At 60.8% G+C, this 21,529-nt stretch carries 22 protein-coding genes; 10 read left to right on the plus strand and 12 right to left on the minus strand.

Annotated elements, in window-relative coordinates:
• Positions 1–214 precede the first annotated feature (214 nt).
• Positions 215–2,050: a tetratricopeptide repeat protein gene (locus tag LJY25_RS04840; protein ID WP_227607112.1), complete on the plus strand. Its 1,836-nt coding sequence runs from the start codon at positions 215–217 to the stop codon at positions 2,048–2,050.
• Between the two features lie 295 nt (positions 2,051–2,345).
• Here the strand turns inward: LJY25_RS04840 and LJY25_RS04845 are convergent, their stop codons facing one another.
• Positions 2,346–2,483: a hypothetical protein gene (locus tag LJY25_RS04845; protein WP_227607113.1), complete on the minus strand. Its 138-nt coding sequence runs from the start codon at positions 2,481–2,483 to the stop codon at positions 2,346–2,348.
• A 97-nt stretch (positions 2,484–2,580) separates the two neighbouring features.
• On the opposite strand from LJY25_RS04845, the gene recJ reads away from it, so the two are divergent.
• Positions 2,581–4,317 (plus strand): single-stranded-DNA-specific exonuclease RecJ, encoded by a 1,737-nt coding sequence (gene recJ, locus LJY25_RS04850; RefSeq protein WP_227607114.1) that lies wholly within the window; start codon positions 2,581–2,583, stop codon positions 4,315–4,317.
• A 335-nt stretch (positions 4,318–4,652) separates the two neighbouring features.
• On the opposite strand, the gene LJY25_RS04855 is transcribed toward recJ, so the two are convergent.
• Together LJY25_RS04855 and LJY25_RS04860 are read right to left on the minus strand one after the other, a co-directional pair.
• A complete protein-coding gene (locus LJY25_RS04855; RefSeq protein WP_227607115.1) occupies positions 4,653–5,030 on the minus strand; it encodes a DoxX family protein in 378 nt (125 codons plus the stop codon).
• 92 nt (positions 5,031–5,122) lie between these two features.
• Positions 5,123–5,560 (minus strand): DUF4199 domain-containing protein, encoded by a 438-nt coding sequence (locus tag LJY25_RS04860; RefSeq protein WP_227607116.1) that lies wholly within the window; start codon positions 5,558–5,560, stop codon positions 5,123–5,125.
• A gap of 226 nt (positions 5,561–5,786) precedes the next feature.
• On the opposite strand from LJY25_RS04860, the gene lptB reads away from it, so the two are divergent.
• The 3 genes from lptB to LJY25_RS04875 all read left to right on the plus strand — a co-directional run bounded on the left by lptB (position 5,787) and on the right by LJY25_RS04875 (position 8,449).
• Positions 5,787–6,518: an LPS export ABC transporter ATP-binding protein gene (gene lptB, locus LJY25_RS04865; protein ID WP_227607117.1), complete on the plus strand. Its 732-nt coding sequence runs from the start codon at positions 5,787–5,789 to the stop codon at positions 6,516–6,518.
• Between the two features lie 76 nt (positions 6,519–6,594).
• The gene (locus LJY25_RS04870) at positions 6,595–8,142 is read left to right on the plus strand and encodes a GH3 auxin-responsive promoter family protein (protein ID WP_227607118.1); all 1,548 of its coding nucleotides are present in this window, start codon (positions 6,595–6,597) and stop codon (positions 8,140–8,142) included.
• Between the two features lie 85 nt (positions 8,143–8,227).
• Positions 8,228–8,449, plus strand: coding sequence for a hypothetical protein (locus LJY25_RS04875; protein WP_227607119.1), 222 nt, complete (start codon positions 8,228–8,230; stop codon positions 8,447–8,449).
• Between the two features lie 14 nt (positions 8,450–8,463).
• Here LJY25_RS04875 and LJY25_RS04880 read toward each other — a convergent pair whose 3' ends face one another.
• The 6 genes from LJY25_RS04880 to LJY25_RS04905 form a co-directional block, all read right to left on the minus strand.
• Entirely contained in the window at positions 8,464–9,246 is a 783-nt protein-coding gene (locus LJY25_RS04880) for a TIGR00266 family protein (protein ID WP_227607120.1), read from the minus strand.
• A 134-nt stretch (positions 9,247–9,380) separates the two neighbouring features.
• Positions 9,381–9,764 carry a hypothetical protein gene (locus LJY25_RS04885; RefSeq protein ID WP_227607121.1) on the minus strand — a complete coding sequence of 128 codons (384 nt, stop codon included), beginning with the start codon at positions 9,762–9,764 and terminating at the stop codon, positions 9,381–9,383.
• Positions 9,765–9,958: 194 nt separating this feature from the next.
• Positions 9,959–11,515, minus strand: a complete 1,557-nt coding sequence (gltX, locus tag LJY25_RS04890) for a glutamate--tRNA ligase (protein WP_227607122.1) — start codon at positions 11,513–11,515, stop codon at positions 9,959–9,961.
• Positions 11,516–11,657: 142 nt separating this feature from the next.
• Positions 11,658–12,269: a pentapeptide repeat-containing protein gene (locus LJY25_RS04895; protein ID WP_227607123.1), complete on the minus strand. Its 612-nt coding sequence runs from the start codon at positions 12,267–12,269 to the stop codon at positions 11,658–11,660.
• Complete coding sequence (locus LJY25_RS04900) at positions 12,270–12,455, minus strand: hypothetical protein (RefSeq protein ID WP_227607124.1); 186 nt, start codon at positions 12,453–12,455, stop codon at positions 12,270–12,272.
• A 97-nt stretch (positions 12,456–12,552) separates the two neighbouring features.
• A complete protein-coding gene (locus LJY25_RS04905; RefSeq protein ID WP_227607125.1) occupies positions 12,553–12,939 on the minus strand; it encodes a Rid family detoxifying hydrolase in 387 nt (128 codons plus the stop codon).
• Between the two features lie 63 nt (positions 12,940–13,002).
• On the opposite strand from LJY25_RS04905, the gene LJY25_RS04910 reads away from it, so the two are divergent.
• The gene (locus tag LJY25_RS04910; RefSeq protein ID WP_227607126.1) at positions 13,003–13,668 is read left to right on the plus strand and encodes a 3-hydroxyacyl-CoA dehydrogenase family protein; all 666 of its coding nucleotides are present in this window, start codon (positions 13,003–13,005) and stop codon (positions 13,666–13,668) included.
• Positions 13,669–13,761: 93 nt separating this feature from the next.
• On the opposite strand, the gene glmS is transcribed toward LJY25_RS04910, so the two are convergent.
• The 3 genes from glmS to LJY25_RS04925 all read right to left on the minus strand — a co-directional run bounded on the left by glmS (position 13,762) and on the right by LJY25_RS04925 (position 17,992).
• Positions 13,762–15,597: a glutamine--fructose-6-phosphate transaminase (isomerizing) gene (glmS, locus tag LJY25_RS04915; RefSeq protein ID WP_227607127.1), complete on the minus strand. Its 1,836-nt coding sequence runs from the start codon at positions 15,595–15,597 to the stop codon at positions 13,762–13,764.
• Between the two features lie 105 nt (positions 15,598–15,702).
• Entirely contained in the window at positions 15,703–17,196 is a 1,494-nt protein-coding gene (locus LJY25_RS04920; RefSeq protein WP_227607128.1) for a DUF4270 family protein, read from the minus strand.
• Positions 17,180–17,992 carry a glycogen/starch synthase gene (locus LJY25_RS04925; protein ID WP_227607129.1) on the minus strand — a complete coding sequence of 271 codons (813 nt, stop codon included), beginning with the start codon at positions 17,990–17,992 and terminating at the stop codon, positions 17,180–17,182. The genes LJY25_RS04920 and LJY25_RS04925 overlap by 17 nt, the downstream gene beginning before the upstream one ends.
• A gap of 119 nt (positions 17,993–18,111) precedes the next feature.
• Between LJY25_RS04925 and panC the strand changes: the two genes are divergently transcribed.
• The 4 genes from panC (at position 18,112) to LJY25_RS04945 (ending at position 21,356) form a co-directional block, all read left to right on the plus strand.
• A complete protein-coding gene (gene panC, locus LJY25_RS04930) occupies positions 18,112–18,963 on the plus strand; it encodes a pantoate--beta-alanine ligase (protein ID WP_227607130.1) in 852 nt (283 codons plus the stop codon).
• Positions 18,964–19,125: 162 nt separating this feature from the next.
• Complete coding sequence (locus LJY25_RS04935; protein ID WP_227607131.1) at positions 19,126–20,175, plus strand: lysylphosphatidylglycerol synthase transmembrane domain-containing protein; 1,050 nt, start codon at positions 19,126–19,128, stop codon at positions 20,173–20,175.
• Positions 20,165–20,650, plus strand: coding sequence for a D-glycero-beta-D-manno-heptose 1-phosphate adenylyltransferase (gene rfaE2, locus LJY25_RS04940; RefSeq protein ID WP_227607132.1), 486 nt, complete (start codon positions 20,165–20,167; stop codon positions 20,648–20,650). Before LJY25_RS04935 ends, rfaE2 begins: the two co-directional genes overlap by 11 nt.
• Positions 20,651–20,663: 13 nt before the next feature.
• A complete protein-coding gene (locus LJY25_RS04945; RefSeq protein ID WP_227607133.1) occupies positions 20,664–21,356 on the plus strand; it encodes a zinc metallopeptidase in 693 nt (230 codons plus the stop codon).
• The last annotated feature ends 173 nt before the right edge of the window (positions 21,357–21,529 follow it).

The following is a 21,529-nucleotide window of genomic DNA, read 5'->3' on the forward strand; positions in this document are numbered from 1 at the left end:
GCCCGGGCCGCAAGCCAAAAGGGCTGTACCTTCGGGTGCAGCCCTTTTCGTTGCTTAGGCGTCCGTGCAGCGGCAAAGGCGCTTTGGCCGGAACCTAAGCTGGCCGGTACCGAAAGGGAGGCCCAGTACAGCACCGGGATTTTGTCGTACGATGAAATGAAACGGGCCCTTGGCTGGTTTATGGAGCTCTGGCTCACCACTCTGATTATTCGCGATGCACCATTTTACTTCTGCTTTCCGCCGGTTTCTGCTGCTGCTCGTGCTGGGCGGCGGGTTAACCGTTTTGCCGGCCCGGGCCCAGGATGGGGGCGGGGTCGGCCTGGCCCGCGAGTACGTGCGGCGGGCCGACTATGAAAAAGCAGCTTTCCTGTTTGGCCGCCTCCGCTCCGACGAGCAGCTGGCCGCCAACGTGCTGCCGGACTACATAAAGGCACTGCTAGCGCTGAAGCGGTACAAAGAGGCCGAGAAGCTGGTCAAAAAAGGCATTCGCCAGCACCCCGAAGAGCCTACCTACGGCCTGCTGCTCGGGGAGGTGTATACTACCGCCGGCGACACTCCGGCAGCTACCAAGCAGTATGAGCGGGTGGTAAGCCAGCTGCAGGCTTCGCAGGTGACGGTGGTTGCCAACGAGTTCAGCCGGCGCAAGCTGCCCGAGTGGGCCGAGAAAACCTGGCTCCGGGGCCGGGAGCTGACCCGCAGCTCGACCGAATACGCTCCCCAGCTGATTCAGCTTTACACCCAGAACGGGCAAACCGACAAGGTGTTGGCCGAAACCCTTAACCTGATTCAGGGCGACGAGCAGCAGCTGCCGTTTGTGCGCAACATGCTGCAGAACAGCCTTCGCGAAGAAAAGGACTTCGACGCCCTGGAAAAGCAGCTTCTGGCTAACGTGCAGAAATTCCCGGAGCGGGCCGTGTACAGCGAGCTGCTCTTGTGGCTGCAGCTGCAGCGCCGCGACTTTGCCGGGGCCCTGGTGCAGGCCAAGGCCCTTGACCGCCGGGGCCGGACAGGGGGCAGCCGGATTATGGACCTCTCGGCTATTGCCCAGCGCAACAAAGACTACGAAAGCGCCATCGACGGCTACGGCTACATCATCCGCGAGTACAAGGGCGGGCCGTTCTACGCCCTGGCCCGGCAGCGCCTTGTGCAGACCCGGGAAGAGCAGGTTCGCAACACCTACCCCGTGGATCCGGCCAAAATCCGGGCGCTGCTCACCGAGTACCAGCAGGTGCTGACCGACCTGGGCAAGACGCCCGAAACGGCCCCGGTGCTGCGCAACATGGCTACGCTGTACGCGTTTCAGCTCGACGACAAGCCCCGGGCCATGACGCTGCTCCAGGAGGTCATTGATATGCCCCGGGCCAGCCTGGACGTGGTGGATGACGCGAAAATCAACCTCGGCGACATTTACCTGCTACGCGGGGAGCCCTGGGAAGCCACGCTGCTGTATTCGCAGGTCGAGAAGTCGCACAAGGACTCGCCGGTGGGCTACGAGGCCAAGCTCCGCAACGCCCGCCTCAGCTACTACGCCGGCGACTTCAAGCTGGCCCAGAGCCACCTCGACATCCTGAAGCAGGCCACCAGCCGCGAAATTGCCAACGACGCCATGCAGCTCAGTTTGCTTATCACCGACAACACCGCCCAGGACACCTCCGGCATCGCCCTGCGCGATTACGCCGCTGTGGAGCAGCTCGTGTTCCAGAACAAGGTTGCGGAAGCCATGAAGGGCCTGGATAACCTGCTGCAGAAGTACCCCGGCCACGCGCTGACGGATGATGCCTGGTTTCTGAAAGCTCAGCTGCAGCGCCGCACCGCCGACTACCCCGGCGCCCTGACAACCCTGGCCAAGATTACGGCGAATCCCAAGTACGACATCCTGAGCGACGACGCCCTCTTTCTGACCGCCAGCATCCAGGAAGAAAACCTGCAGGACCGCGAGAAAGCCAAAGAGCTGTACAACCAGCTGCTGGTGAAATATCCCGGCAGCATTTACACCGCCGAGGCCCGTAAACGCTTCCGCAAGCTTCGTGGAGACGGCGTTCCGCAGTAGAGTAGGAAGTTCATCCAAAGAAAAGCCCTCCGCCCACATGGGTGGAGGGCTTTTCTTTGGGTCGTCGTAACATAAGTGCCCATGACTTAAAACGTCATGCCTCTGGCGTCCGCCTGTCGAAGCATCTCTACCGCTCCGTTGTGATTATTAATCCAACATCAGCACGCGAGATGCCTCGGCTGCGCTCGACATGACAGCCTTATTGCGTCGCTTTGCGCGTCTCTCAGACAGAGAACGGGCACTATGACCACTGAGCCGAGTAGCAGAAAAGCCATCAGCTACCAGCCAATCAATCTTACCGGAAAAAGATAAACATGATGGCCAGCGCCAGAATAAAGGCCAGGTACATCAGCCCGTCGCTGAGAATGTACTGGCGGTACTTGCGGTAAAATTCGCGCAGCTGCTGCATGGGGAGGGGAAAGGCAGGCTTCAAAATTACGGAATACCTTGCGCCGTTTGCCGATGAGGCTGGATACGGCTTATTTTCTTCTTACTTTTGAATTGGCTTTCCCTGCCGGAGGCCGCAGAGTATGGAAAAACGATGGATTCGCACGCCCGCCCCTGACTCGGCAATCGTCAGTTCCCTTACCGACGCCCTGCGCGTAGGCGGCGTGTCCCGCGTCCCCGAAGCCCTGATCAGCGTGCTCTGCCAGCGCGGCGTATGCGGCTACGATGAGGCCTTTGCCTATTTCCGGCCGGCCCTGACCTTGCTGCACGAGCCCCTGCTGATGCGCGACATGGACCGTGCGGTGGCCCGCCTCGTGCAGGCCCTGCACAGCCAGCAGCGCGTGCTGGTGTTCGGCGACTACGACGTGGACGGCACCACCTCCGTAGCCCTGGTGTATTCCTACCTGCTGCCCTTCTTCGGCCCGGACCGCATCGACTACTACATCCCGGACCGCTACCTCGAAGGCTACGGCATCTCGGAGGCCGGCATCGACTTTGCCGCCGCCAACGACTACAGCCTCATCATTGCCCTTGACTGCGGAGTGAAGTCCATCGAAAAGATTGCCTACGCCAACGAGCGGGGCGTCGACTTCATCATCTGCGACCACCACTTGCCCGGCACCGAGCTACCGGCGGCCGTAGCCGTCCTCGACCCCAAGCGGGCCGACTGCGACTATCCCTACAAGGAGCTTTCGGGCTGCGGAGTGGGCTTCAAGCTGATGCAGGCGTTCTGTCAGGATCAGGGCCTGGACGAAGCGCCCCTCTACGAACTGCTCGATCTGCTGGCCGTCAGCATTGCGGCCGACATTGTGCCCATCACCGGCGAAAACCGCGTGCTGGCCTTTCACGGCCTGCGCCTGCTCAACGACTCTCGTCGCCCCCAGCGCCCGGGCTTCGATGCCCTGCGTGAGCTGGCCGGCCTGGCCGGGGAGCTGAACATCAGCAGCCTCGTGTTTGGCTTTTCGCCCCGCATCAACGCCGCCGGCCGCATGGGCGACGCCAAACGCTCCGTGGCCATGCTGCTGGCGGGCTCCCGCGAAGAAGCTTTCGAGAAGGCAAGCGTAGTCGACAAAACCAACCAAGACCGACGCGGCTTCGACACCCGCATCACCCAGGAAGCGCTGGAGATGATTGCGGCCGACTCCTCGATGCTGCAGGCACGCTCCACGGTGCTCTACAAGGAAGACTGGCACAAGGGCGTCATCGGCATCGTGGCCTCGCGCTGCCTCGACAAGTACTACCGCCCCACCATCATCCTGACCCAGAGCAATGGCAAGGCCACCGGCTCGGCCCGCTCGGTAGTCGGTTTCGACGTGCACGAAGCCATCAGTGAGTGCGCCGACCTGCTCGACCAGTACGGTGGCCATATGTATGCCGCAGGCCTTACCCTGCCCGTCGAGAACGTGCCGGCTTTCCGCGCCAAGTTTGAAAAGATTGTGGCCGGCCGCATTACCGACGAGCAGCTGATCCGCCCGGTGGAAATTGACGCCCGGCTCAAGCTCAGCGACATCAACGACGGGTTCTACAACCTGCTGCGCCAGATGGAGCCCTTCGGACCCGGCAACTGCAACCCGGTTTTTGAGTCGGAGCAGGTCTACGCCGTGCCGGGCTCGGCCCGGGTAGTGGGCACCACCCACCTCAAGCTTACCCTCACCCAGGACGGCCACCAGAACGTCGACGCCATCGGCTTCGGCCTGGCCGAGCACTACGAGCAGGTTCTTTCGGGTCAGCCGTTCAGCGTGTGCTACACCGTGGAGCTGAATGACTACCGCGGCACCAAGTCGCTGCAGCTGCGCGTGAAGGACCTGCGCTGGGCGTAGTGCTTCTATCCGGACGCAATGGGGGCAAAACAGGTATTTCTTCTTCTATTGAAGGGCTATTCAGGGTTTTACCTGACGTTGTCACTTGTCTTTGGCATAGGCTCGTTCCTCCGTATAGTTCCTGCTAACTTAAACGGGGTCCAATATTATGGCCCTAAGGGCTTTGCGGTTTATGTGCTGTTTTCTCCGTTTGTAGTACTGATCTTATCAGTATCAACCTGGGTTATGTTAGCCCCAGGATTATTCCTGTATAATATTTTTACGAAGCATATTTTGAGGGCAGGTACAAGAAATGCTTAATAGTTTAAGGGCTGAGCGAGTGCAGTTCAAAAGCACTAAGCCCACTTGTCCGGCCGGGTGTGCCACCACACCCAGGCAATGAGCACCAGCTGCAACGGCAGGCGCACCCAGAGCGCCCACGTCGGCACTCCGAACTCCGCGCCGCCGCTTTGCAGCATGTACACATTGGCCGGAAACACCGCGACCAGCAGAGCTACCAGGCCCCAGGCCGCCAGGCGACGGGTAGGGCGGGGCAGCAAAAGCAGGCCCAGCACCGTTTCTGCCGCTCCGCTCAGGTACACCAGCAGCCGGGGCGCGGGCAGGTAGGGCGGCATGATGCGCAGGTACACCTCCGGCCGCAGAAAGTGCAGGATCCCGGCCACGATAAAGAGCAGGGCCAGCACGTAGCGGCTGATGGTTTTAAGGCGGGGCATCGGGTGGTACGTGTAGAGCTTAAACGTGAGAACTTCGAACTAGGAATCGTTTTGTCGAAACCGCGTGGCTAGGTTCCTGGCTCTAAATTCTCCTATCGGCGAATCAGACGGCCGATGGCCAGGGTCCAGAGCAAGCCGGCCAGTAGCACGCTCAGCAGCTGTACGCCCAGCTCCGTGAGCAGCTGCTGGTTAAAGGAAGCATCCGTGAGGCCATAGCCCCGGGACGCGTACAGGAGCGCGGCGGGGCTTACGTAGCTATAGTAGCAGGCCAGGAAGAACACCGTAAGCACGGCGGCCACTGCCGAGATGCCCAGGCCAGTGCCCAAAGCCGTCCGAAACGGCAGCGCCCGACCCCGGGCCCGGGCGCGCAGGCCGGCGTAGATAAACACCGGGGCCATCAGCAGGGAAAGGTAATCGATGGGGTCGGTGGAAACCTGGACGGCTGCGTCGCGGCCCAGGGCGTGCAGCAACAGCGTCCAGACGGCCAGCGCCAGGGCGGTCAGAAAGCCGTACAGCAGGAAGATGCGCATAAGAAGACGTAGAAGGGAGAAGTTAGGGCTGAGGCATCAGAATGCCGCCCGGCGACGTTGTAGCCACATGGTGAATATCGCCCGGGTAGGCGCAAGGTAAGCCAAGTATTGAGGCCCATCTTTCATCGTCAGTAGGGCCGGGGTCTTTCGTTTATGCCGGTGGGTGCTAAGTTCTCACTTCTACGTTCTAATCCTCAGCTCCCCGAAGCTGCTACCTTTGCTGACCATGATTCTGAGAGCCGAACACCTTTTCAAGAAATACAAGGCCCGTACCGTGGTCAACAACATGAGTGTGACGGTGGAGCAGGGCGAAATCGTGGGGCTGCTGGGCCCTAACGGAGCCGGCAAAACCACCTGCTTCTACATGATTGTGGGCATGGTAAAGCCCAACGAAGGTCACATCTTCCTCGACGACGAGGACATCACCAAGCTCCCCATGTTCCGGCGGGCCCAGCGGGGCGTGGGCTACCTGGCCCAGGAAGCCTCGGTGTTCCGCGACCTGACGGTGGAGGAAAACATCATGGCCGTGCTCGAAATGACCAAGCTCTCCAAGCAGGCCCAGCGCGACAAGGTCGAGGAGCTGCTCAACGAGTTCAGCCTGACGCACGTGCGCAAAAACCTGGGCCGGGTGCTGAGCGGGGGCGAACGGCGGCGCACCGAAATTGCCCGCGCCCTGGCCGTAGACCCCAAGTTCGTGCTGCTCGACGAGCCATTCGCGGGCGTCGACCCCATTGCCACCGAGGAAATTCAGGGCATCGTGGCCAAGCTCAAGAACAAGAACATCGGCATTCTCATCACCGACCACGACGTGAACTCCACGCTCAGCATCGTGGACCGGGCCTACCTCTTGTTCGAAGGCAAGCTGCTGAAGGCCGGTACCGCCGAGGAGCTGGCCGCCGACGAAACCGTGCGCCGGGTGTACCTGGGCAAAAATTTCGAGCTGAAGCGCAACGTCTGAGGGCGCCCGCGCGCCGGCCGGCCGCGTATAGGCCGCCAGCCGCCACGGCTGCTATCTGGCTACCATTTCCACCCGTATGATTAGTGAGCTACTGACCTGGGCCGTCCAGCGCCGACTGGCCAAGATTGACTTCATCCGTCAGCACCCGCACGAGGCCCAGCGCGCCGTGCTCCAGAGCCTGCTGACTACTGCCCGCAGTACGGAGTGGGGGCAGCGCTTCGGGTTTTCGGATAATCCCGGAGGAGCGGAGTTTGCCCGCCGCGTACCGGTCAGCACCTACGAGCAGCTGTACCCGCACCTGGAGCGGGTGCTGCAGGGCGAGGCCGACGTGCTCTGGCCCGGCCGCGTTACCTGGTTTGCCAAGTCCAGCGGCACCACCAACGCCCGCAGCAAATACATTCCCGTTACCCGCGAGTCGCTGGAAGACGGGCACTACCGCGCCGGGCGCGACATGACGGCCCTGGCCACGCTTTTTTATCCGGAGGCCGAGCTGCTGGGCGGCAAAACCCTGTCCCTGGGTGGCACCCACGGCCCCAACCCCTTTCGCCCCGACGACACCAGCTCCCGGGCCGGCGACGTATCGGCCGTGCTGATGCAGAACCTGCCCACCTGGGCCGAGTACCTGCGTACGCCCCCGCTGGAGCTGGCGTTGCTGGACGAGTGGGAGGAAAAGATTGAGCGGATTGCGCGCCACGTACTGCACGCCCACGTCACAACCCTGGCCGGGGTGCCCACCTGGATGATCGTGCTGCTACGCCGCGTTACGGAGCTGGCCGGAGCCACGAACATCACGGAGGTGTGGCCCGACCTGCGCCTGTTTCTGCACGGGGCGGTGGCCTTCGGACCATACCGGGACCTGTTCCGCCAGCTGATTCCGGATGCGCGGATGCACTACCTCGAGGTCTATAATGCCTCGGAAGGCTACCTCGCCCTGCAGGACCAGCCCGACTCCGAGGACCTGCTGCTGCTGCTCGACCACGGCATCTACTACGAGTTTATTCCCGCCGAGGCGTTTGACGACGAGCACCCGCGCACGCTGCGGCTGGACGAGGTCGAGCTGGGCAAGAACTACGCCCTGGTCATCAGCACCAACGCCGGCCTGTGGCGCTATAAGATTGGGGATACCGTGCGCTTTACCTCCCTGGGCCCGTACCGCATCCGCATTACCGGTCGCACGAAGCACTTTCTGAATGCTTTTGGCGAAGAGGTCGTAATCGAAAATGCCGATGCGGCCATTGCCGCCGCCTGCCAGGCCACCGGCACCACCGTCCTCGACTTCACCGCCGCGCCCATCTATTTCAACGCGGCCGATACCTCCCGGGGCGGGCACGAGTGGGTGATTGAGTTTACGCGCCCCCCGCAGGATGCCAGCCACTTCGGGGCCGTCCTCGACCAGACGCTGCGGCAGCTCAACTCTGATTACGACGCTAAGCGCCACCGCGACCTGGCCCTGGCCCCGCCGGTAGTCACCGTTGCTCCTCCCGGCACGTTTGAGCGGTGGCTGGCGCGGCGCGGTAAGCTGGGCGGGCAGCACAAAGTGCCGCGCCTAAGCAATTCGCGCGAGGTTCTGGAGGAAGTGCTGCGCGAGATAAACCCTAGGGGAGGTGGTAACGCCGAGGAGTAGGGAGAGCTGCGGAATCCGGGTGAGTGCGACTGGAATTTGGATAAAGCCTTTATATTAGTGGATTGCTTTACCCCAATCCTCTCCCGTGGCCGCCATTGCAAACTCCTCCCAAACACCTGGGGCGTCTCACCGCTCCCGCCGGAAACGCTCTTACAAGAAGCGCACTCATAATAAAATCAGAACGCTGAAAGAAAAGCTCTCCGGCCTTGGCGTCAAGGCGTTTCTGGTGCTGCTGGTGCTGGCTTTGCTGGCAAGTATTGTCATGATAGCCATTTCCAGCATGCCCGCCGAGTCGACTCCCTCCTAAGACCTGCCCGGGGCTTATTCGTCGAGAACCCCGCCTACCAGCCGGCCCAGTACGCTGCCGCTTTCCTTACTGGCGTTGCCGCCGGTGGGCGACAGGGCCTGAATCAGCTTTTTCACGGGCATCGACTGCAGCCAGACCCGGCCGGTGCCCTGGAGCGTGGCCAGCAGCAGGCCTTCGCCGCCGAAGATCATCGACTTGAGGCCCCCGGCCCGCGTAATGTTGAAGCTGATGCCGGGCTCAAAGGCCACCACGCAACCCGTATCCACCCGCAGCAGCTCGTTGTTCAGCCGCTTCTCTATTACGGTGCCCCCGGCGTGAATAAAGGCCTTGCCGTCGCCGGTAAGCTTTTCCAGGATAAATCCTTCGCCACCGAAAAAGCCGGCGCCAAGCCGCTGGTTGAAGTGAATGCCAATTTTGGTGCCCAGCGCAGCGGCCAGAAAACCATCCTTCTGCACAATCAGACCCTGGGGCAGGCTGCTCAGGTCGAGGGCGATGATGGTACCGGGGTAGGGAGCCGAGAAGGCTACGTGGCTTTTCGGCGTATGGCCCCGGTGGGTGAAGTGCGTCATGAACAGCGATTCTCCCGTAACCAGTCGGGTGCCGGCCGAAAACAGCTTGCCCAGAATGCTCTGATTGGCGTCGGAGCCGTCGCCCATCTTGGTTTCAAAGGCAATGCCTTCCTCCATGTACACCATGGCGCCGGCTTCCGCAATAATTGTCTCGTTGGGATCCAGCTCGATTTCGAGAACCTGAATGTCATTGCCGAGAATACGGTAGTCAACGTCGTGGGAGCGCATAGCCAGGGAAGGAGGGGTTAGAGGTACAAATACGCCCCAAGTATAGCGAAGCCCGGATAATCTGCGGGCGTATGCTCAAAGAAAAACGCCCGTCTGGGGCCAGACGGGCGTTCATCAATCGGTAGGCGAAGGTGCTACTCGTCCTCCTTGGGCAGCTCGGCGGTGGTGTCGGCCGCCTCAGCGGCCGGGTCCGGGTCGCCGGCCTTGCTTTTCTTTTTGGCTTCCCGGCTGGTGCGGCGCATGAATTCCTCATCCGTCTCCTCAGGCTCAGGGGCACCTTCCTCCAGCGGAAACTCCTCTTCCTCCTCGGGCTTTTCCCCGAACTGACCGTCGCGGTTCACCAGCTTCTTGTCGCGCACGTGGCGGTTCAGGAAGTGGTTGATATCCTCAATGGAGTACGTGGAGGTGATTTCGCCCAGCGGGTTCACCTTGATTTCGAAGCCTTCGAGCTCCTTGTGCACCCGGGCTTTCTTTTCCGGGTCGGCGGTCTTCTTCTTATTGACGGGTTTCTTGGCCATAACCTGCTGCGTTCGGGGAAAGTGATGCTGAACGACCCTGCTGCTCCGAGGACGCTCCGTAGAAAGCAGATACGAAGCGGCTGACCGAGTGGATGCCTGTTTTTTAGCCGCGGCTGGCTGCCTGCCTGAAAAGCAAAGCCCCCACCCCCGGATACGGAAGCGGGGGCTTGCTCATAAAGCAGCAGAAACCAGGGCTAGGCGGCCGTGTAGCTATTCAGCTGTTCCAGGGCCACGTTGATGCGCTCAGCGGTTTCCTGCACGCCCAGAATGCTCATAATGGCCATCAGGTCGGGGCCGGCGGCCGCTCCGGTAACAGCTACGCGCAATGCCTGCAGTACCTGGCCCAGCTTCATGCCCAGCCCTTCCACTACCTGCGTCAGCAGGGCCTTGATGGCGTCGGGAGAGGTGTCGGTAGCGGCGGGCAGCTGCTGGGCAAAAGCGGCCAGGGCCCCGGCTACCTGGGCGTTCCACTTCTTGCTGACCACCTGCTCGTCGTAGGAGCCGGGGCGCTGGAAGAACAGCTGGGCCTCCCGGGCCAGGTCGGCCGGGAAGGTGGCCCGCTCTTTCACCAGAGCCGCAATCTGCTCGGCTTTCTCTGTCGATACATCCGTCTGCCCCTGGGCCTGCAGCGACTCCAGCAGGTAGCCGGCCAGCTCGCCGTCGGGCTTGGCCCGCAGGTACTGCTCGTTGTACCAGCGTACCTTGTTCTGGTCGAACCGGGCCGGGGACTTGCTGACCCGCTCGATGCTGAACTCCTGAATCAGCTCATCCATCGAGAACAGCTCCTGCTGGGAGCCGGGGTTCCAGCCCAGGAAAGCGAGGAAGTTGATGAACGCGTCGGGCAGGTAGCCACTTTCGCGGTAGCCGCTGCTGACGGTGGGCTCCCCGGTTTCGGCGTCGGTGCCGTGCCATTCCAGCGGAAATACGGGGAAGCCGAGCCGGTCGCCGTCGCGCTTGCTGAGCTTGCCCGTGCCGTCGGGCTTGAGCAGCAGGGGCAGGTGGGCAAACTGCGGCATGGTGCTTTCCCAGCCGAAGTAACGGTACAGCAGCACGTGCAGCGGAGCTGAGGGCAGCCACTCTTCACCCCGGATAACGTGGGTGATTTCCATCAGGTGGTCGTCCACGATGTTGGCCAGGTGGTAGGTCGGCATGCCGTCCGACTTCATCAGCACCTTGTCGTCGATGCTGGAGCTGTGCACGACCACCCAGCCCCGGATCATGTCGTTGAAGCGCACTTCCTCTTTGCGGGGCACCTTCAGGCGAATGACGTACGCCGTACCGGCGTCGAGCAGCTGCTTTACCTCATCCTCGGGCAGGGTGAGGGAGTTGCGCATCTGGGCGCGGGTAATGGCGTTGTACTGGGGGTTGGGCACCTTGGCGGCGGTGAGGCGGGCGCGCATGGCATCCAGCTCCTCAGGCGTGTCGAAGGCGTAGTAGGCATGGCCGCTTTCTACCAGCTGCAGGGCGTACTGCATGTACATGGGCTTCCGCTCACTCTGCCGGTAAGGGGCGTGGGGGCCTTCGTTCCAGGGACTTTCGTCCAGCACGATGCCGCACCACTCCAGGCTCTGGCGGATATAGTCCTCGGCGCCGGGCACGAAGCGGTTCTGGTCGGTGTCCTCAATGCGCAGCAGCATCTTACCGCCCATCTTGCGGGCAAACAGGTAGTTATACAGCGCAGTGCGCACGCCGCCAATGTGCAGCGGCCCTGTGGGGCTAGGCGCAAAGCGCACCCGTACTTCTCTTTCCATAATACAGTCAGTTCGCAGCGTTTCAGGATCGAAAAAACGCGCCGCAAAGGTAGGTAATTAGGAGGGGAGGGCGAAGTAACCCGCAATATCATCGGAAGCTGGGCAGTGCCCGACCAGAATGCTCCCGGTGGGGCATTCCGACCTAGCCGATAACCAACCCGTATTTCATCAGCAGGCCAGGCAGGCCTTCCAAAGAAAACCGGGCCTGCCGAAGCTCGTTCTGCTCAGGGTCCAGCTCCACCTCCAGGGCCGTGCGCAAGTCGGCGCCATGCAGGCGGGTTTCACTGAAAACGGCCCGTCGCAGCTGGCACTCGTCAAACACGGCACCGGTCAGGTCAGCGCGGGTGAAGTTGGCTTCCAGCAGCGAACAGCCCACAAACCGGGTATTGGGCATTACCCGCCCCCAGAACGAGGCGTAGTCGAGCTGGCAGGCTTCGAAATGAACCCCAAACAGCATGTCGCGGCAGGCGTTGAACTGCAGGCCCAGCAGCTTACAGCCCGCAAATGCCACGTTTTGCAGCGAAACGTTGGCCAGGCTTACGCCCGCCAGGTTGCAGTTTTCAAACCGACACTCGCTAAACAGCCGCCCACTCAGGCCAATCGGGCTGAAGTCGATGCCGCTGAAATGGTACTGCTCAAACTCCCGCTGTCCGATCAGGTCGGGCGGCAGGACGCGGGACACCATGTTCTCGGGCGGGAAGTAATCCGGCTTGCGCAGGGGCTTAGGTGCTTTGCGGGCGGCAGGTCGGTTCATTTAGTCGCGGTTGCGGTAGCGGAGCCAGAGGAGCAGGCCCAGCAGGGTGATGCCGCCCCGGATCAGCCAGGCCGTAGCAGGGCCCCACTGCTCGATCCAGGTGAGCAGCATGTTTTGCATGCCGACAAACGGCAAAGCCAGGGAAATCAGGCCGAGCAGGAGCAGGCCAAAGCCGAGTTCTTTCATTGGAAGGAAGTAGTAAAATGGTGAGTTAGTCGTGAGCAGCCGCGGACTTGGACGGATACAACGGCAAACTCACCATTTTACTATATTCCTTTTCCCGCTATTCCACGGCAATGCACGAGATTTCCACCTGCACGTCCTTGGGCAGCCGGCTGACCTCCACCGTTTCCCGGGCCGGGGCGTAGTCCTGGGGAAAGTAGCTGCCGTAGATTTCGTTGATCAGGCCGAAGTTGCCAAGGTCCTTGACAAAGATGCTGCACTTCACTACGTGGCGCAGCGTGAGGCCCGTGGCGGCCAGCACCGCCTGCAGGTTGAGCATCACCTGATGGGTTTCGGCGGCTACGTCGCCTCCACCCACAATCTGCCCGGAGGTGGCGTCCAGGGCAATCTGGCCGGAAACGTACACGGTAGTACCGGCTTTGATGGCCTGGCTGTAGGGGCCGATGGGAGCAGGAGCCTGCTCGGATAAGATGATGTGGTGGGCCATAGGGTCAAAAACGAGGGAAAAGGATGGGAAACGTATCTTTAGGCCAAAAGTAAGCGGAAAACCATGCACCTTTTCATTGTCGAAGGCGACCATATCAAAGCCGAGCTGCGCCGGAAGTTTGGCGACGCGCACACCTACGACTTCTGCCCCGCCGGCGCCCCCGACCTTACCGTGCGGCTCGGCGCCGCCGACGTGGCCTTCGACCTGCGCCCCTGGCCCGAGCTGCACTACGAGCGGCCCCGGCAGCCCCTGTTCTACGATACCAGCCGCCGCTCCCTGGCCCAGCTGCTGTCCAACGAGGAGCCACCCCTGGGCCCGGTTTTCGGCCTCTGCGTTCTGCCTACCCTGCTCGACCGTTCCCTGCTGGAAATAAGCCTGCACAACCCTGCCGATGCCCCTGAGCTGGCTTCCCTGTGCGCCGCCCTGGGCTCCGACTACCGCGTGGTAGCCGACCGCGTGGGACTGGTGACGCCCCGGGTTATCGGCATGATTATCAACGAGGCCTGCTTTACCCTGCAGGAAGGCACCGCCAGCATCCGCGACATCGACCTGGGCATGCAGCTGGGTACCAACTACCCGCGCGGGCCATTTGCCTGGGCCAACGCCATCGGGGTAGCCCGGGTGTACGAAACCCTCGCCGCCGTGTACGAGGATACCCGGGATGAGCGGTATAAGGTCTGCCCCTTGCTGAAAACCATGTACCTGCGGGGCGAGCCGTTTGCCCTGTAAAAGCTGTTAGCCACTCGCTGATAGCCGTTAGCCCATCGTGCAGACGAAGCTAACGGCTATCAGCGAGTGGCTAACAGCTAAATTAAAAACGGATTACTCTACCGTTACTGACTTGGCCAGGTTGCGGGGCTGATCCACGTTGCAGCCGCGCAGGACGGCAATGTGGTAGCTCAGTAGCTGCAGCGGCACTACCGATACCAGCGGCATCAGCACTTCGCTCGTGGCCGGCACTTCGATAACGAATTCGGCCATGGCCGGAATCACGTCGTCGCCTTCGGTTACCACGGCAATGATGCGGCCTTTGCGGGCTTTCACTTCCTGGATGTTCGATACCACCTTCTCGTACGAGCTGTCCTTGGTCGCAATTACAACCACGGGCATGTTCTCGTCAATCAAGGCGATGGGACCGTGCTTCATTTCCGCCGCGGGGTAACCCTCGGCATGGATATAGCTGATTTCCTTGAGCTTGAGGGCACCTTCCAGCGCCACGGGGAAGTTGTACCCCCGGCCCAGGTACAGGAAGTTCGTGACATCCTTGAATTCCTCGGCAATAACCTGAATTTCGGCGTCGAGCGTCAGGGCCTGCTCCACTTTCGCGGGAATGTTGCTTAACTCCACCATCAGCTCGCGCAGCTTGGTTTCGGACAGCGTGCCGCGCTTGTGGCCTACAATCATGGCCAGCAGGGTCAGCACCGTTACCTGGGCCGTAAAGGCTTTGGTTGAGGCTACTCCGATTTCAGGGCCGGCGTGGGTGTAGGCGCCGGCGTCGGTGGCGCGGGCGATGCTGCTACCCACCACGTTGCAGATGCCGAAGATGGTTGCGCCCTTGCTCTTGGCCATTTCAATGGCCGCCAGCGTATCGGCGGTTTCGCCGCTTTGGGAAATAGCAATAACGATATCCCGCTCGGTGATAACCGGGTTGCGGTAGCGGAACTCCGAAGCGTACTCCACCTCTACGGGGATACGTGCCAGGTCTTCGAGCAGGTACTCGGCCACCAGACCGGCGTGCCACGACGTGCCGCAGGCCACGATGATGATGCGCTGGGCATTCACGAACTTCTGCTCGTAAGCCCGTACGCCACCCATGTTGAGGTGACCGGCTTCCAGCTCCAGACGGCCGCGCATGGAGTCGAGGATCGAGCGGGGCTGCTCGAAGATTTCCTTCAGCATGAAGTGCTCGTAGCCGCCTTTCTCGATGCTTTCGAGCTCCAGCTCCAGCTTCTGGATGTAAGGCGTCTGCTTAACGTCTTCCCGGGTCCGGATTTCCAGCTTATTGTCGCGGATTACGGCAATTTCGTAGTCGTTGACATACACGACCTCATTGGTGTACTCAATGATGGGCGTAGCATCAGAAGCCAGGAAGAACTCGTCCTGCCCTACGCCGATAACCAGCGGGGAGCCTTTGCGGGCGGCAATCAGCTGATTGGGCTCGTCGCGGCTCAGCACCACAATGGCGTAGGCACCAATAACCTCGTGCAGGGCCAGGCGCACGGCTTCTTCCAGGGTGCAGCTGTTCTGGGTCTGAATCTCCTCAATAAGGTTAACGAAAACCTCGGTGTCGGTATCGGAGTGAAATACGTGGCCCTGCTTCTGCAGGTGGGTTTTCAGCGCTGCGTAGTTCTCAATGATGCCGTTGTGGATGATGGCAATCCGCTCGGAGGTGGAGTAGTGGGGGTGAGCATTGGAGTCGTTAGGCTCCCCGTGGGTAGCCCAGCGGGTGTGGCCCATGCCAATATGAGCATGCGTGTTGCGGCCGCCGATAAAGTTTTCCAGGTCCTGAACCTTGCCTTTCTTCTTGTACACGGTCAGCTCGCCGGTGAGCAGGGCCACGCCGGCCGAGTCGTAGCCGCGGTACTCAAGGCGGCGCAGACCTTTCAGGATAATGGGGCAGGCTTCACGATGCCCGATATAAGCTACAATTCCGCACATATGAATGTCAGAAGAAAGGGTGTTCGGATGAGAAATGGGGTTGGAGCCTGCGCGCTGGCAAAGCCTGTGCCGTTTTCTTCCGGATGAAGAAAACGGCCGGCAAAGTTAACGCAGGTTGGAGTAATAAACGCGCAGCGTAATGTTGTTGGCGTCTAATACGGCCCGATTAAGGGAAAGGCCGGTGGAACGGCGCAATACCGGCGACACCATGAAGGCGGTGGGCTTGGTTCCCGGAATCTGGTTGTACAGATAGGCCTGCAGGTAGCTGGTAATAACCACCGTGTAGAACCGTCCCGTGATGTCCAGGGTACCGATGGCCTCGGCATTTTCGCCCTGCTGGTTGGCCCCGTCCCGCTGAATAACGCGGTCTACGTTGGAGATGCCCACCGTCCGGCGCAGTACCCGGTTGTTGTTGCCCAGCTCATACACGTAGGCATTGGCCGGGTTGGTGAACACGCCCGTCGTCAGGGGCTGCACGGGAATAATCAGCTCCGCCCGGTTTACGGCGAGTCCCGGCTCCCGGGCTGGCGTCAGTTCCTCAATGCCGGGAATAACCAGCCGGGTGCCCAGGCCCAGGCCTTCCTGGATATAGGTCAGCCCATTACTGGCCGATGCCGGCACCGACTGATCCTCGGCCACGGCTCCGCCACCCGTAAACAGCTGCGTGAAAGGAGAGGCCGTAGTCGGGCGCTCGGCTTTGATCTGGGTGAAGTAGCGCGGAGCGTTGGCATCCGAGCCGCTGGGGTTGCCGAAGTAGAGCGCGTAGGTACGCATCTTGGGCTTGGTGGCCGGAGCCACTGCCGGAATGTGGTAATACACCATAATCCGGGATTCGTACGAGCGGTTAAACCCGACAATGGCTCCCGAAAAAGTGGCATGCGGCTGAATGGACATGCCTTTCCAGCGGGCATCGAGCTTGGCCTGGTTGAAAGTGCCATCCTGCAGGTCCGTGAACAGGTCCCGCACGAACTGCGAAGGTTGGCCGGGCTTGTGCAGTACAAGGTGCACGGTCGGATCGGCGGCGTCGACGAGCACGGTGCTGTCGGCGGTGCCGGCCTTGTTCTTGATGCCGGTGGCCTGGGCCACCTTTTTCATTCGCTTCAGCGAAGCGCTCAGGTTGTCCCCGATCTTGCCGCCCAGCGCCACCGTGGTACTGGAGTTGTAGGTTTCCCGCTCGCTCAGGGGAGCCGCCAGGTTGTACACGTCGAACCGGACAGGCTGAGCCGAGGAGCCCGTTACCTGGTCGAAGGTCAGGATGATCTTGGCCGAATCGAGAACGGCCCCGGCAAACTTCGCTGGCAGCGAATCAACCGGCATGGCCACCTGCAGGTTTAGCACGGCGCCGGCCACGGTCGTGATGCCCGTGTTGGCATCGCGCAGCCGGCCGACCAGAAAGCGGTCCGCTTTCAGCGTCTCGAGCGAATCCTGAATAACCGTAGAAGCCGAAACCGGCAGGTCCCTGTACTTGGTGCTGATGGGAGTCGTGCCCGGAAGGTCTACGCCCTCATCGTTAACTTTTTCGCAGCTGGCCGTCAGCAGTACTGCGGCGGCAGCCGTCAAAGCAGAAGTGAGTCGGAAGGCGCTAGTTGGCCAGTTCATTATAGAGCGCGAAGTAGGAAGAAAGCGCAGTCTCGTCGGGGCTAACCTGACCGATGCGCCGGTTCTGGGCATATTCGTTGAACAGCGCGTTGATGTTGTCGCTGAAGTCCTCGTCCGATTTCACCACCGAGTCAGCATACTGCAGGCCTACTTTGAGGAAGGCGTTGTAGTCAGCCGACTTCAGGGCGGTCAGCATCTCGTCATCGATGTCCAGCATTTTGGCCTTCTCGATAAGGTCGCCGTCGAATTTGTGGTCGAACTCGTTGTTGTAGATCGTGAATACCGACTTGGAGTCCTTGAAAATCGGGTCCTTTTTGTAGGTGGTTTTCAGGTACATCGGAATCAGGCCCGTCATCCAGTCGTTGCAATGAACGATATCGGGAGCCCAGCCTAGCTTTTTAACGGTTTCGAGAACACCTTTGCAGAAGAAGATGGCCCGCTCGTCGTTGTCGGCGTGAAACTTGTCGTTTTTGTCAACCAGGGCCGACTTCCGGTGGAAGTAATCCTCGTTGTCGATAAAGTAAACCTGCAGCTTGGCATTGGGAATCGAAGCCACTTTGATAACGAGAGGCTTCTCTTCTTCACCAACCGAGATGTTAATGCCGGAAAGGCGAACTACTTCGTGCAAACGGTTCTTACGCTCGTTGATAATGCCGAAACGGGGGACGAAAATGCGGATTTCCATCCCCATTTCCTGCATCCCCTGGGGAAGCATCCGCACAAACTCCGCTACTTTGGTTGTCTGCAAAAACGGGTTGATTTCCGTAGCAGCGTAGAGTATTCGCAACTTCGACATAGTGAGATGGTTGGGGTTACTAAAAAGAGACAACACTTTGGGATGCACAAAATTAAGCATTTTTAAGCGGAATTTCAATAAAAACTGCTTGCGGGCCCCCTCAACCGGCTCGTCTTACTATGGAGATACTCCAAACTAGCGCTGAGTTGCAAGCCCAGACCGAGCACTGGCGCAAAACCGGCCGGCGCATCGGCCTAGTGCCCACGATGGGCGCCCTGCACGAAGGCCATTTGCAGCTTGTAGAGGCCGCCGCCCGCGAAAATGACGTGGTCGTGACCAGCATTTTTGTAAATCCGACCCAGTTCAACAATCCCGAAGATTTCCGGCTCTACCCCCGCCTGCCGGAGGCCGATGCGGCCCTGCTGGGCCCGGCCGGGTGCACCACGCTGTTCATGCCCGACGTAGCGCAGCTCTACCCGGCGCCCAGCGTGTTGCGCTTCGACTTCGGCACCCTGGAGCGCGTGATGGAGGGCATACACCGGCCGGGCCACTTCAGCGGGGTGGCCACGGTGGTCAGCAAGCTGTTTCACGTAAGCCGGCCCCACCGGGCGTACTTCGGGCAAAAGGACTTGCAGCAGGTGGCCATCATCCGGCAGCTGGTGGCTGACCTCTCGTTTGACCTGGAGCTGGTCGTGTTTCCTACGGTGCGCGAGGCCGACGGCCTGGCCATGTCTTCCCGCAACCGCCGGCTGACCCCCGCGGGACGGGCCACAGCCCCGGTACTGTACCAGGCCCTGCAGCTTGCGCAGGCGCTGGTAGAGCAGCAGGTGCCGCCCGCCCGGGTGCGCGAAGCCGTACAGCAGCGCCTGGCGCAGGAGCCCACCATCACCCTGGAATACTTCGAGGTGGCCGACGCCGGCACCCTGCAGCCCCTGGACGGCCCGGAGTGGCCCGCCGGACGGCCCGTGGCGCTTTGCCTGGCCGCGCATCTGGACGGGGTGCGGCTGATTGATAACATCGTACTAGGCTAATGCCGTATGGGGTACGCGGGGGTACTGCGGCAGTCCGTACCTTTGCAGTTGGCTCCGGCGGGTCCAACGGCCATCCACTGCCGTTTGAACCGCTCCCGGCCCCGGTTTTGGCTTTTTAACGCGAGTGCCCGGTGAAGGCCTTCGGTGAGGCTCTGATTCATTATGAAACAACTACTAAACGTCCTTAAGTACACCCTGCTGCTGTCTTTTTCCGGCCTGCTGATGTGGTATGCCGTGCGCGGACAGGACCTGAGTCGCATCGGGCAGTACATGCGCGAAGCCAACTACTTCTGGATGGGAATTACCGTAGTGCTGTCGGCACTGGGGTATTTCAGCCGGGCCTACCGCTGGAAGATGCAGATCGACGCGACCGGCCACCGCACGCCGTACTGGGACGTGTACCACGCCATGATGACCGGCTACCTCGCCAATCTGGCTTTGCCCCGCCTCGGCGAAGTGCTGCGCTGCTCGGTGCTGCGCCGCACCAGCGGCGTACCGGTAGAGGTGGGCGTGGGTACTATGATTACCGAGCGGATTATCGACGTGCTCATTCTGCTGAGTTTGCTGGGAGCCGTACTGCTGCTGCAGTTTGATAAGTTCTGGTCGTTTATATCGGGGCTGCTATCAGACAAGTACGCGTCGTTTGCCCGCAATGAAACCACGCTGCTGGCCATTGCCCTCATCGGGCTGGCCCTGCTGGTGCTGACGCTGTTCCTGCTGTTCCGAAACCTGGAGCGGCTTCGTCAGAACGCTCTGTTCAACAAAGCATTTCTGTTTGCGCGCGGGCTGCTGTCAGCCATCTTCAGCATCCGCAAAATTGAAAACAAGGGGCTGTTCCTGTTGCATACGGTAGCCACCTGGGGAATCTACTACCTGATGGACTACCTGGCTTTCTTCGCCTTTCCCGAAACCCAGAACCTGGGCGTGGTGGCGGGCCTCGCCGTCCTGACCTTCGGCGCCTTTGGAATGGCTACCCCCGTGCAGGGTGGCATCGGCGTATTCCACGTAATGGTGCAGGCCACCCTGCTGGTGTATGGGGTTTCCAAGGAAGCCGGCATTGCCTACGCCCTGGTGGTTCACGGCTCCCAGACCCTGCTGGTAGTGCTGATGGGCGGCATCAGCTTCGTGGTGAGCATGATCAAGTCGGGGCGGGTTTCGCGCGCTGTCGTGCCGGCTTCCGTCACCGTAGCCACGCCGGCTCATGTGGACTAAAGACAAAATTCATACCTGGGCCACCCTGCCCGCCGTGCTGGCCGACTGGCGGCAGCAGGGCCGGCGCATCGTGTTCACCAACGGCTGCTTCGACCTGCTCCACCTCGGTCATGTCGACTACCTGGAGCAGGCCCGGCACCTCGGCGACGCGCTTGTGGTGGGCCTGAACACTGACGCTTCGGTCAGCTGCCTGAAGCCCGGCCGCCCCTTACAGGACGAAGTGTCACGGGCGCGGGTATTGGCTTCCCTTTTGTTTGTGGATGCCGTAGTGCTCTTCAATGAGCCCACCCCGCTGCAGCTGATTGAGCTGGTGCAGCCCGACATCCTGGTCAAGGGCGATGACTACGCAGTTAGCGGAATTGTCGGCCACGAACTGGTGTTAGCAAAGGGTGGGCAGGTGCTGACCGTACCACTGGTACCGGGCTACAGCACCACCCGCATTGTAGAGCGCGTACAGCGTCTTACTCACCTTTAAGCAGTTATCGACCATGTTGCATAACCCAATTTACCTCGTCATCATCGTCACGATGATCGTGAGCTGGCTGATTCAGTGGCGTCTGAAAAGCAAGTTTGCCCAATACGCCCAGGTAGGCCTGCAGTCTGGTCTTTCGGGCCGGCAGATTGCCGAGCTCATGCTGGCCGACCACGGCATCACCGACGTGCGCGTAATCTCCACGGAAGGGCAGCTTTCCGACCATTATAACCCGACCGACAAAACGGTAAACCTGAGCGAGTCGGTTTATGAAGAGCGCAGCGCCGCCGCTGCGGCCGTAGCGGCCCACGAGTGCGGGCACGCCGTACAGCACGCCACGGCCTACAGCATGCTGCAGTTCCGCTCGGCCATGGTGCCGGCCCTGAGCTCGGTTTCTACCTTCATGCCCTGGATTTTGCTGGCCGGCGTACTGATGATCAACAAGAGCGTGATTCCGCTGGGCATAGGCATTGCCTTATTTTCCCTGACCACGCTGTTCAGCTTTGTGACGTTGCCCGTGGAGTTCGACGCCAGTCGTCGGGCCCTGGCCTGGATTGACAAGCGCGGTATCGTCACCACCCAGGAGCATGCTATGGCCAAAGACGCCCTCTGGTGGGCTGCCATGACCTACGTGGTAGCTGCCATCAGCTCTTTGGCAACATTGCTTTACTACGTAATGATCTTCATGGGTTCCCGGGACCGTCGCTAGTCCTGACCTGAGCACGCAAAGCCGCCATCCTGGAAACGGGGTGGCGGTTTCTTTTGCGGGGCTGCACCCCGGCCGAAGCAAGGCCTGGCCGTTCTGAAGCCACTTTTAGTCCTTGGCCGAAATCCGCGGCTAAGCGGGGCAACCGAAATGACCATAACCTTGTTGGTACGGTA

Origin of the sequence: Hymenobacter translucens, from assembly GCF_020685205.1 — a bacterium.
Taxonomy (GTDB): Bacteria; Bacteroidota; Bacteroidia; order Cytophagales; family Hymenobacteraceae; genus Hymenobacter; species Hymenobacter translucens.

What these genes read in the sequence shown, in the direction of transcription:
- gltX (WP_227607122.1), bottom strand. Translation starts at nt 11,515, where the DNA reads ATGGAAAGAGAAGTACGGGTGCGCTTTGCGCCTAGCCCCACAGGGCCG.
- LJY25_RS04910 (WP_227607126.1), top strand. Translation starts at nt 13,003, where the DNA reads ATGCACCTTTTCATTGTCGAAGGCGACCATATCAAAGCCGAGCTGCGC.
- LJY25_RS04920 (WP_227607128.1), bottom strand. Translation starts at nt 17,196, where the DNA reads ATGAACTGGCCAACTAGCGCCTTCCGACTCACTTCTGCTTTGACGGCT.
- glmS (WP_227607127.1), bottom strand. Translation starts at nt 15,597, where the DNA reads ATGTGCGGAATTGTAGCTTATATCGGGCATCGTGAAGCCTGCCCCATT.
- recJ (WP_227607114.1), top strand. Translation starts at nt 2,581, where the DNA reads ATGGAAAAACGATGGATTCGCACGCCCGCCCCTGACTCGGCAATCGTC.
- LJY25_RS04945 (WP_227607133.1), top strand. Translation starts at nt 20,664, where the DNA reads ATGTTGCATAACCCAATTTACCTCGTCATCATCGTCACGATGATCGTG.
- LJY25_RS04925 (WP_227607129.1), bottom strand. Translation starts at nt 17,992, where the DNA reads ATGTCGAAGTTGCGAATACTCTACGCTGCTACGGAAATCAACCCGTTT.
- LJY25_RS04880 (WP_227607120.1), bottom strand. Translation starts at nt 9,246, where the DNA reads ATGCGCTCCCACGACGTTGACTACCGTATTCTCGGCAATGACATTCAG.
- LJY25_RS04870 (WP_227607118.1), top strand. Translation starts at nt 6,595, where the DNA reads ATGATTAGTGAGCTACTGACCTGGGCCGTCCAGCGCCGACTGGCCAAG.
- LJY25_RS04840 (WP_227607112.1), top strand. Translation starts at nt 215, where the DNA reads ATGCACCATTTTACTTCTGCTTTCCGCCGGTTTCTGCTGCTGCTCGTG.
- rfaE2 (WP_227607132.1), top strand. Translation starts at nt 20,165, where the DNA reads ATGTGGACTAAAGACAAAATTCATACCTGGGCCACCCTGCCCGCCGTG.
- LJY25_RS04855 (WP_227607115.1), bottom strand. Translation starts at nt 5,030, where the DNA reads ATGCCCCGCCTTAAAACCATCAGCCGCTACGTGCTGGCCCTGCTCTTT.
- panC (WP_227607130.1), top strand. Translation starts at nt 18,112, where the DNA reads ATGGAGATACTCCAAACTAGCGCTGAGTTGCAAGCCCAGACCGAGCAC.
- LJY25_RS04900 (WP_227607124.1), bottom strand. Translation starts at nt 12,455, where the DNA reads ATGAAAGAACTCGGCTTTGGCCTGCTCCTGCTCGGCCTGATTTCCCTG.
- LJY25_RS04905 (WP_227607125.1), bottom strand. Translation starts at nt 12,939, where the DNA reads ATGGCCCACCACATCATCTTATCCGAGCAGGCTCCTGCTCCCATCGGC.
- LJY25_RS04895 (WP_227607123.1), bottom strand. Translation starts at nt 12,269, where the DNA reads ATGAACCGACCTGCCGCCCGCAAAGCACCTAAGCCCCTGCGCAAGCCG.
- LJY25_RS04885 (WP_227607121.1), bottom strand. Translation starts at nt 9,764, where the DNA reads ATGGCCAAGAAACCCGTCAATAAGAAGAAGACCGCCGACCCGGAAAAG.
- lptB (WP_227607117.1), top strand. Translation starts at nt 5,787, where the DNA reads ATGATTCTGAGAGCCGAACACCTTTTCAAGAAATACAAGGCCCGTACC.
- LJY25_RS04935 (WP_227607131.1), top strand. Translation starts at nt 19,126, where the DNA reads ATGAAACAACTACTAAACGTCCTTAAGTACACCCTGCTGCTGTCTTTT.
- LJY25_RS04860 (WP_227607116.1), bottom strand. Translation starts at nt 5,560, where the DNA reads ATGCGCATCTTCCTGCTGTACGGCTTTCTGACCGCCCTGGCGCTGGCC.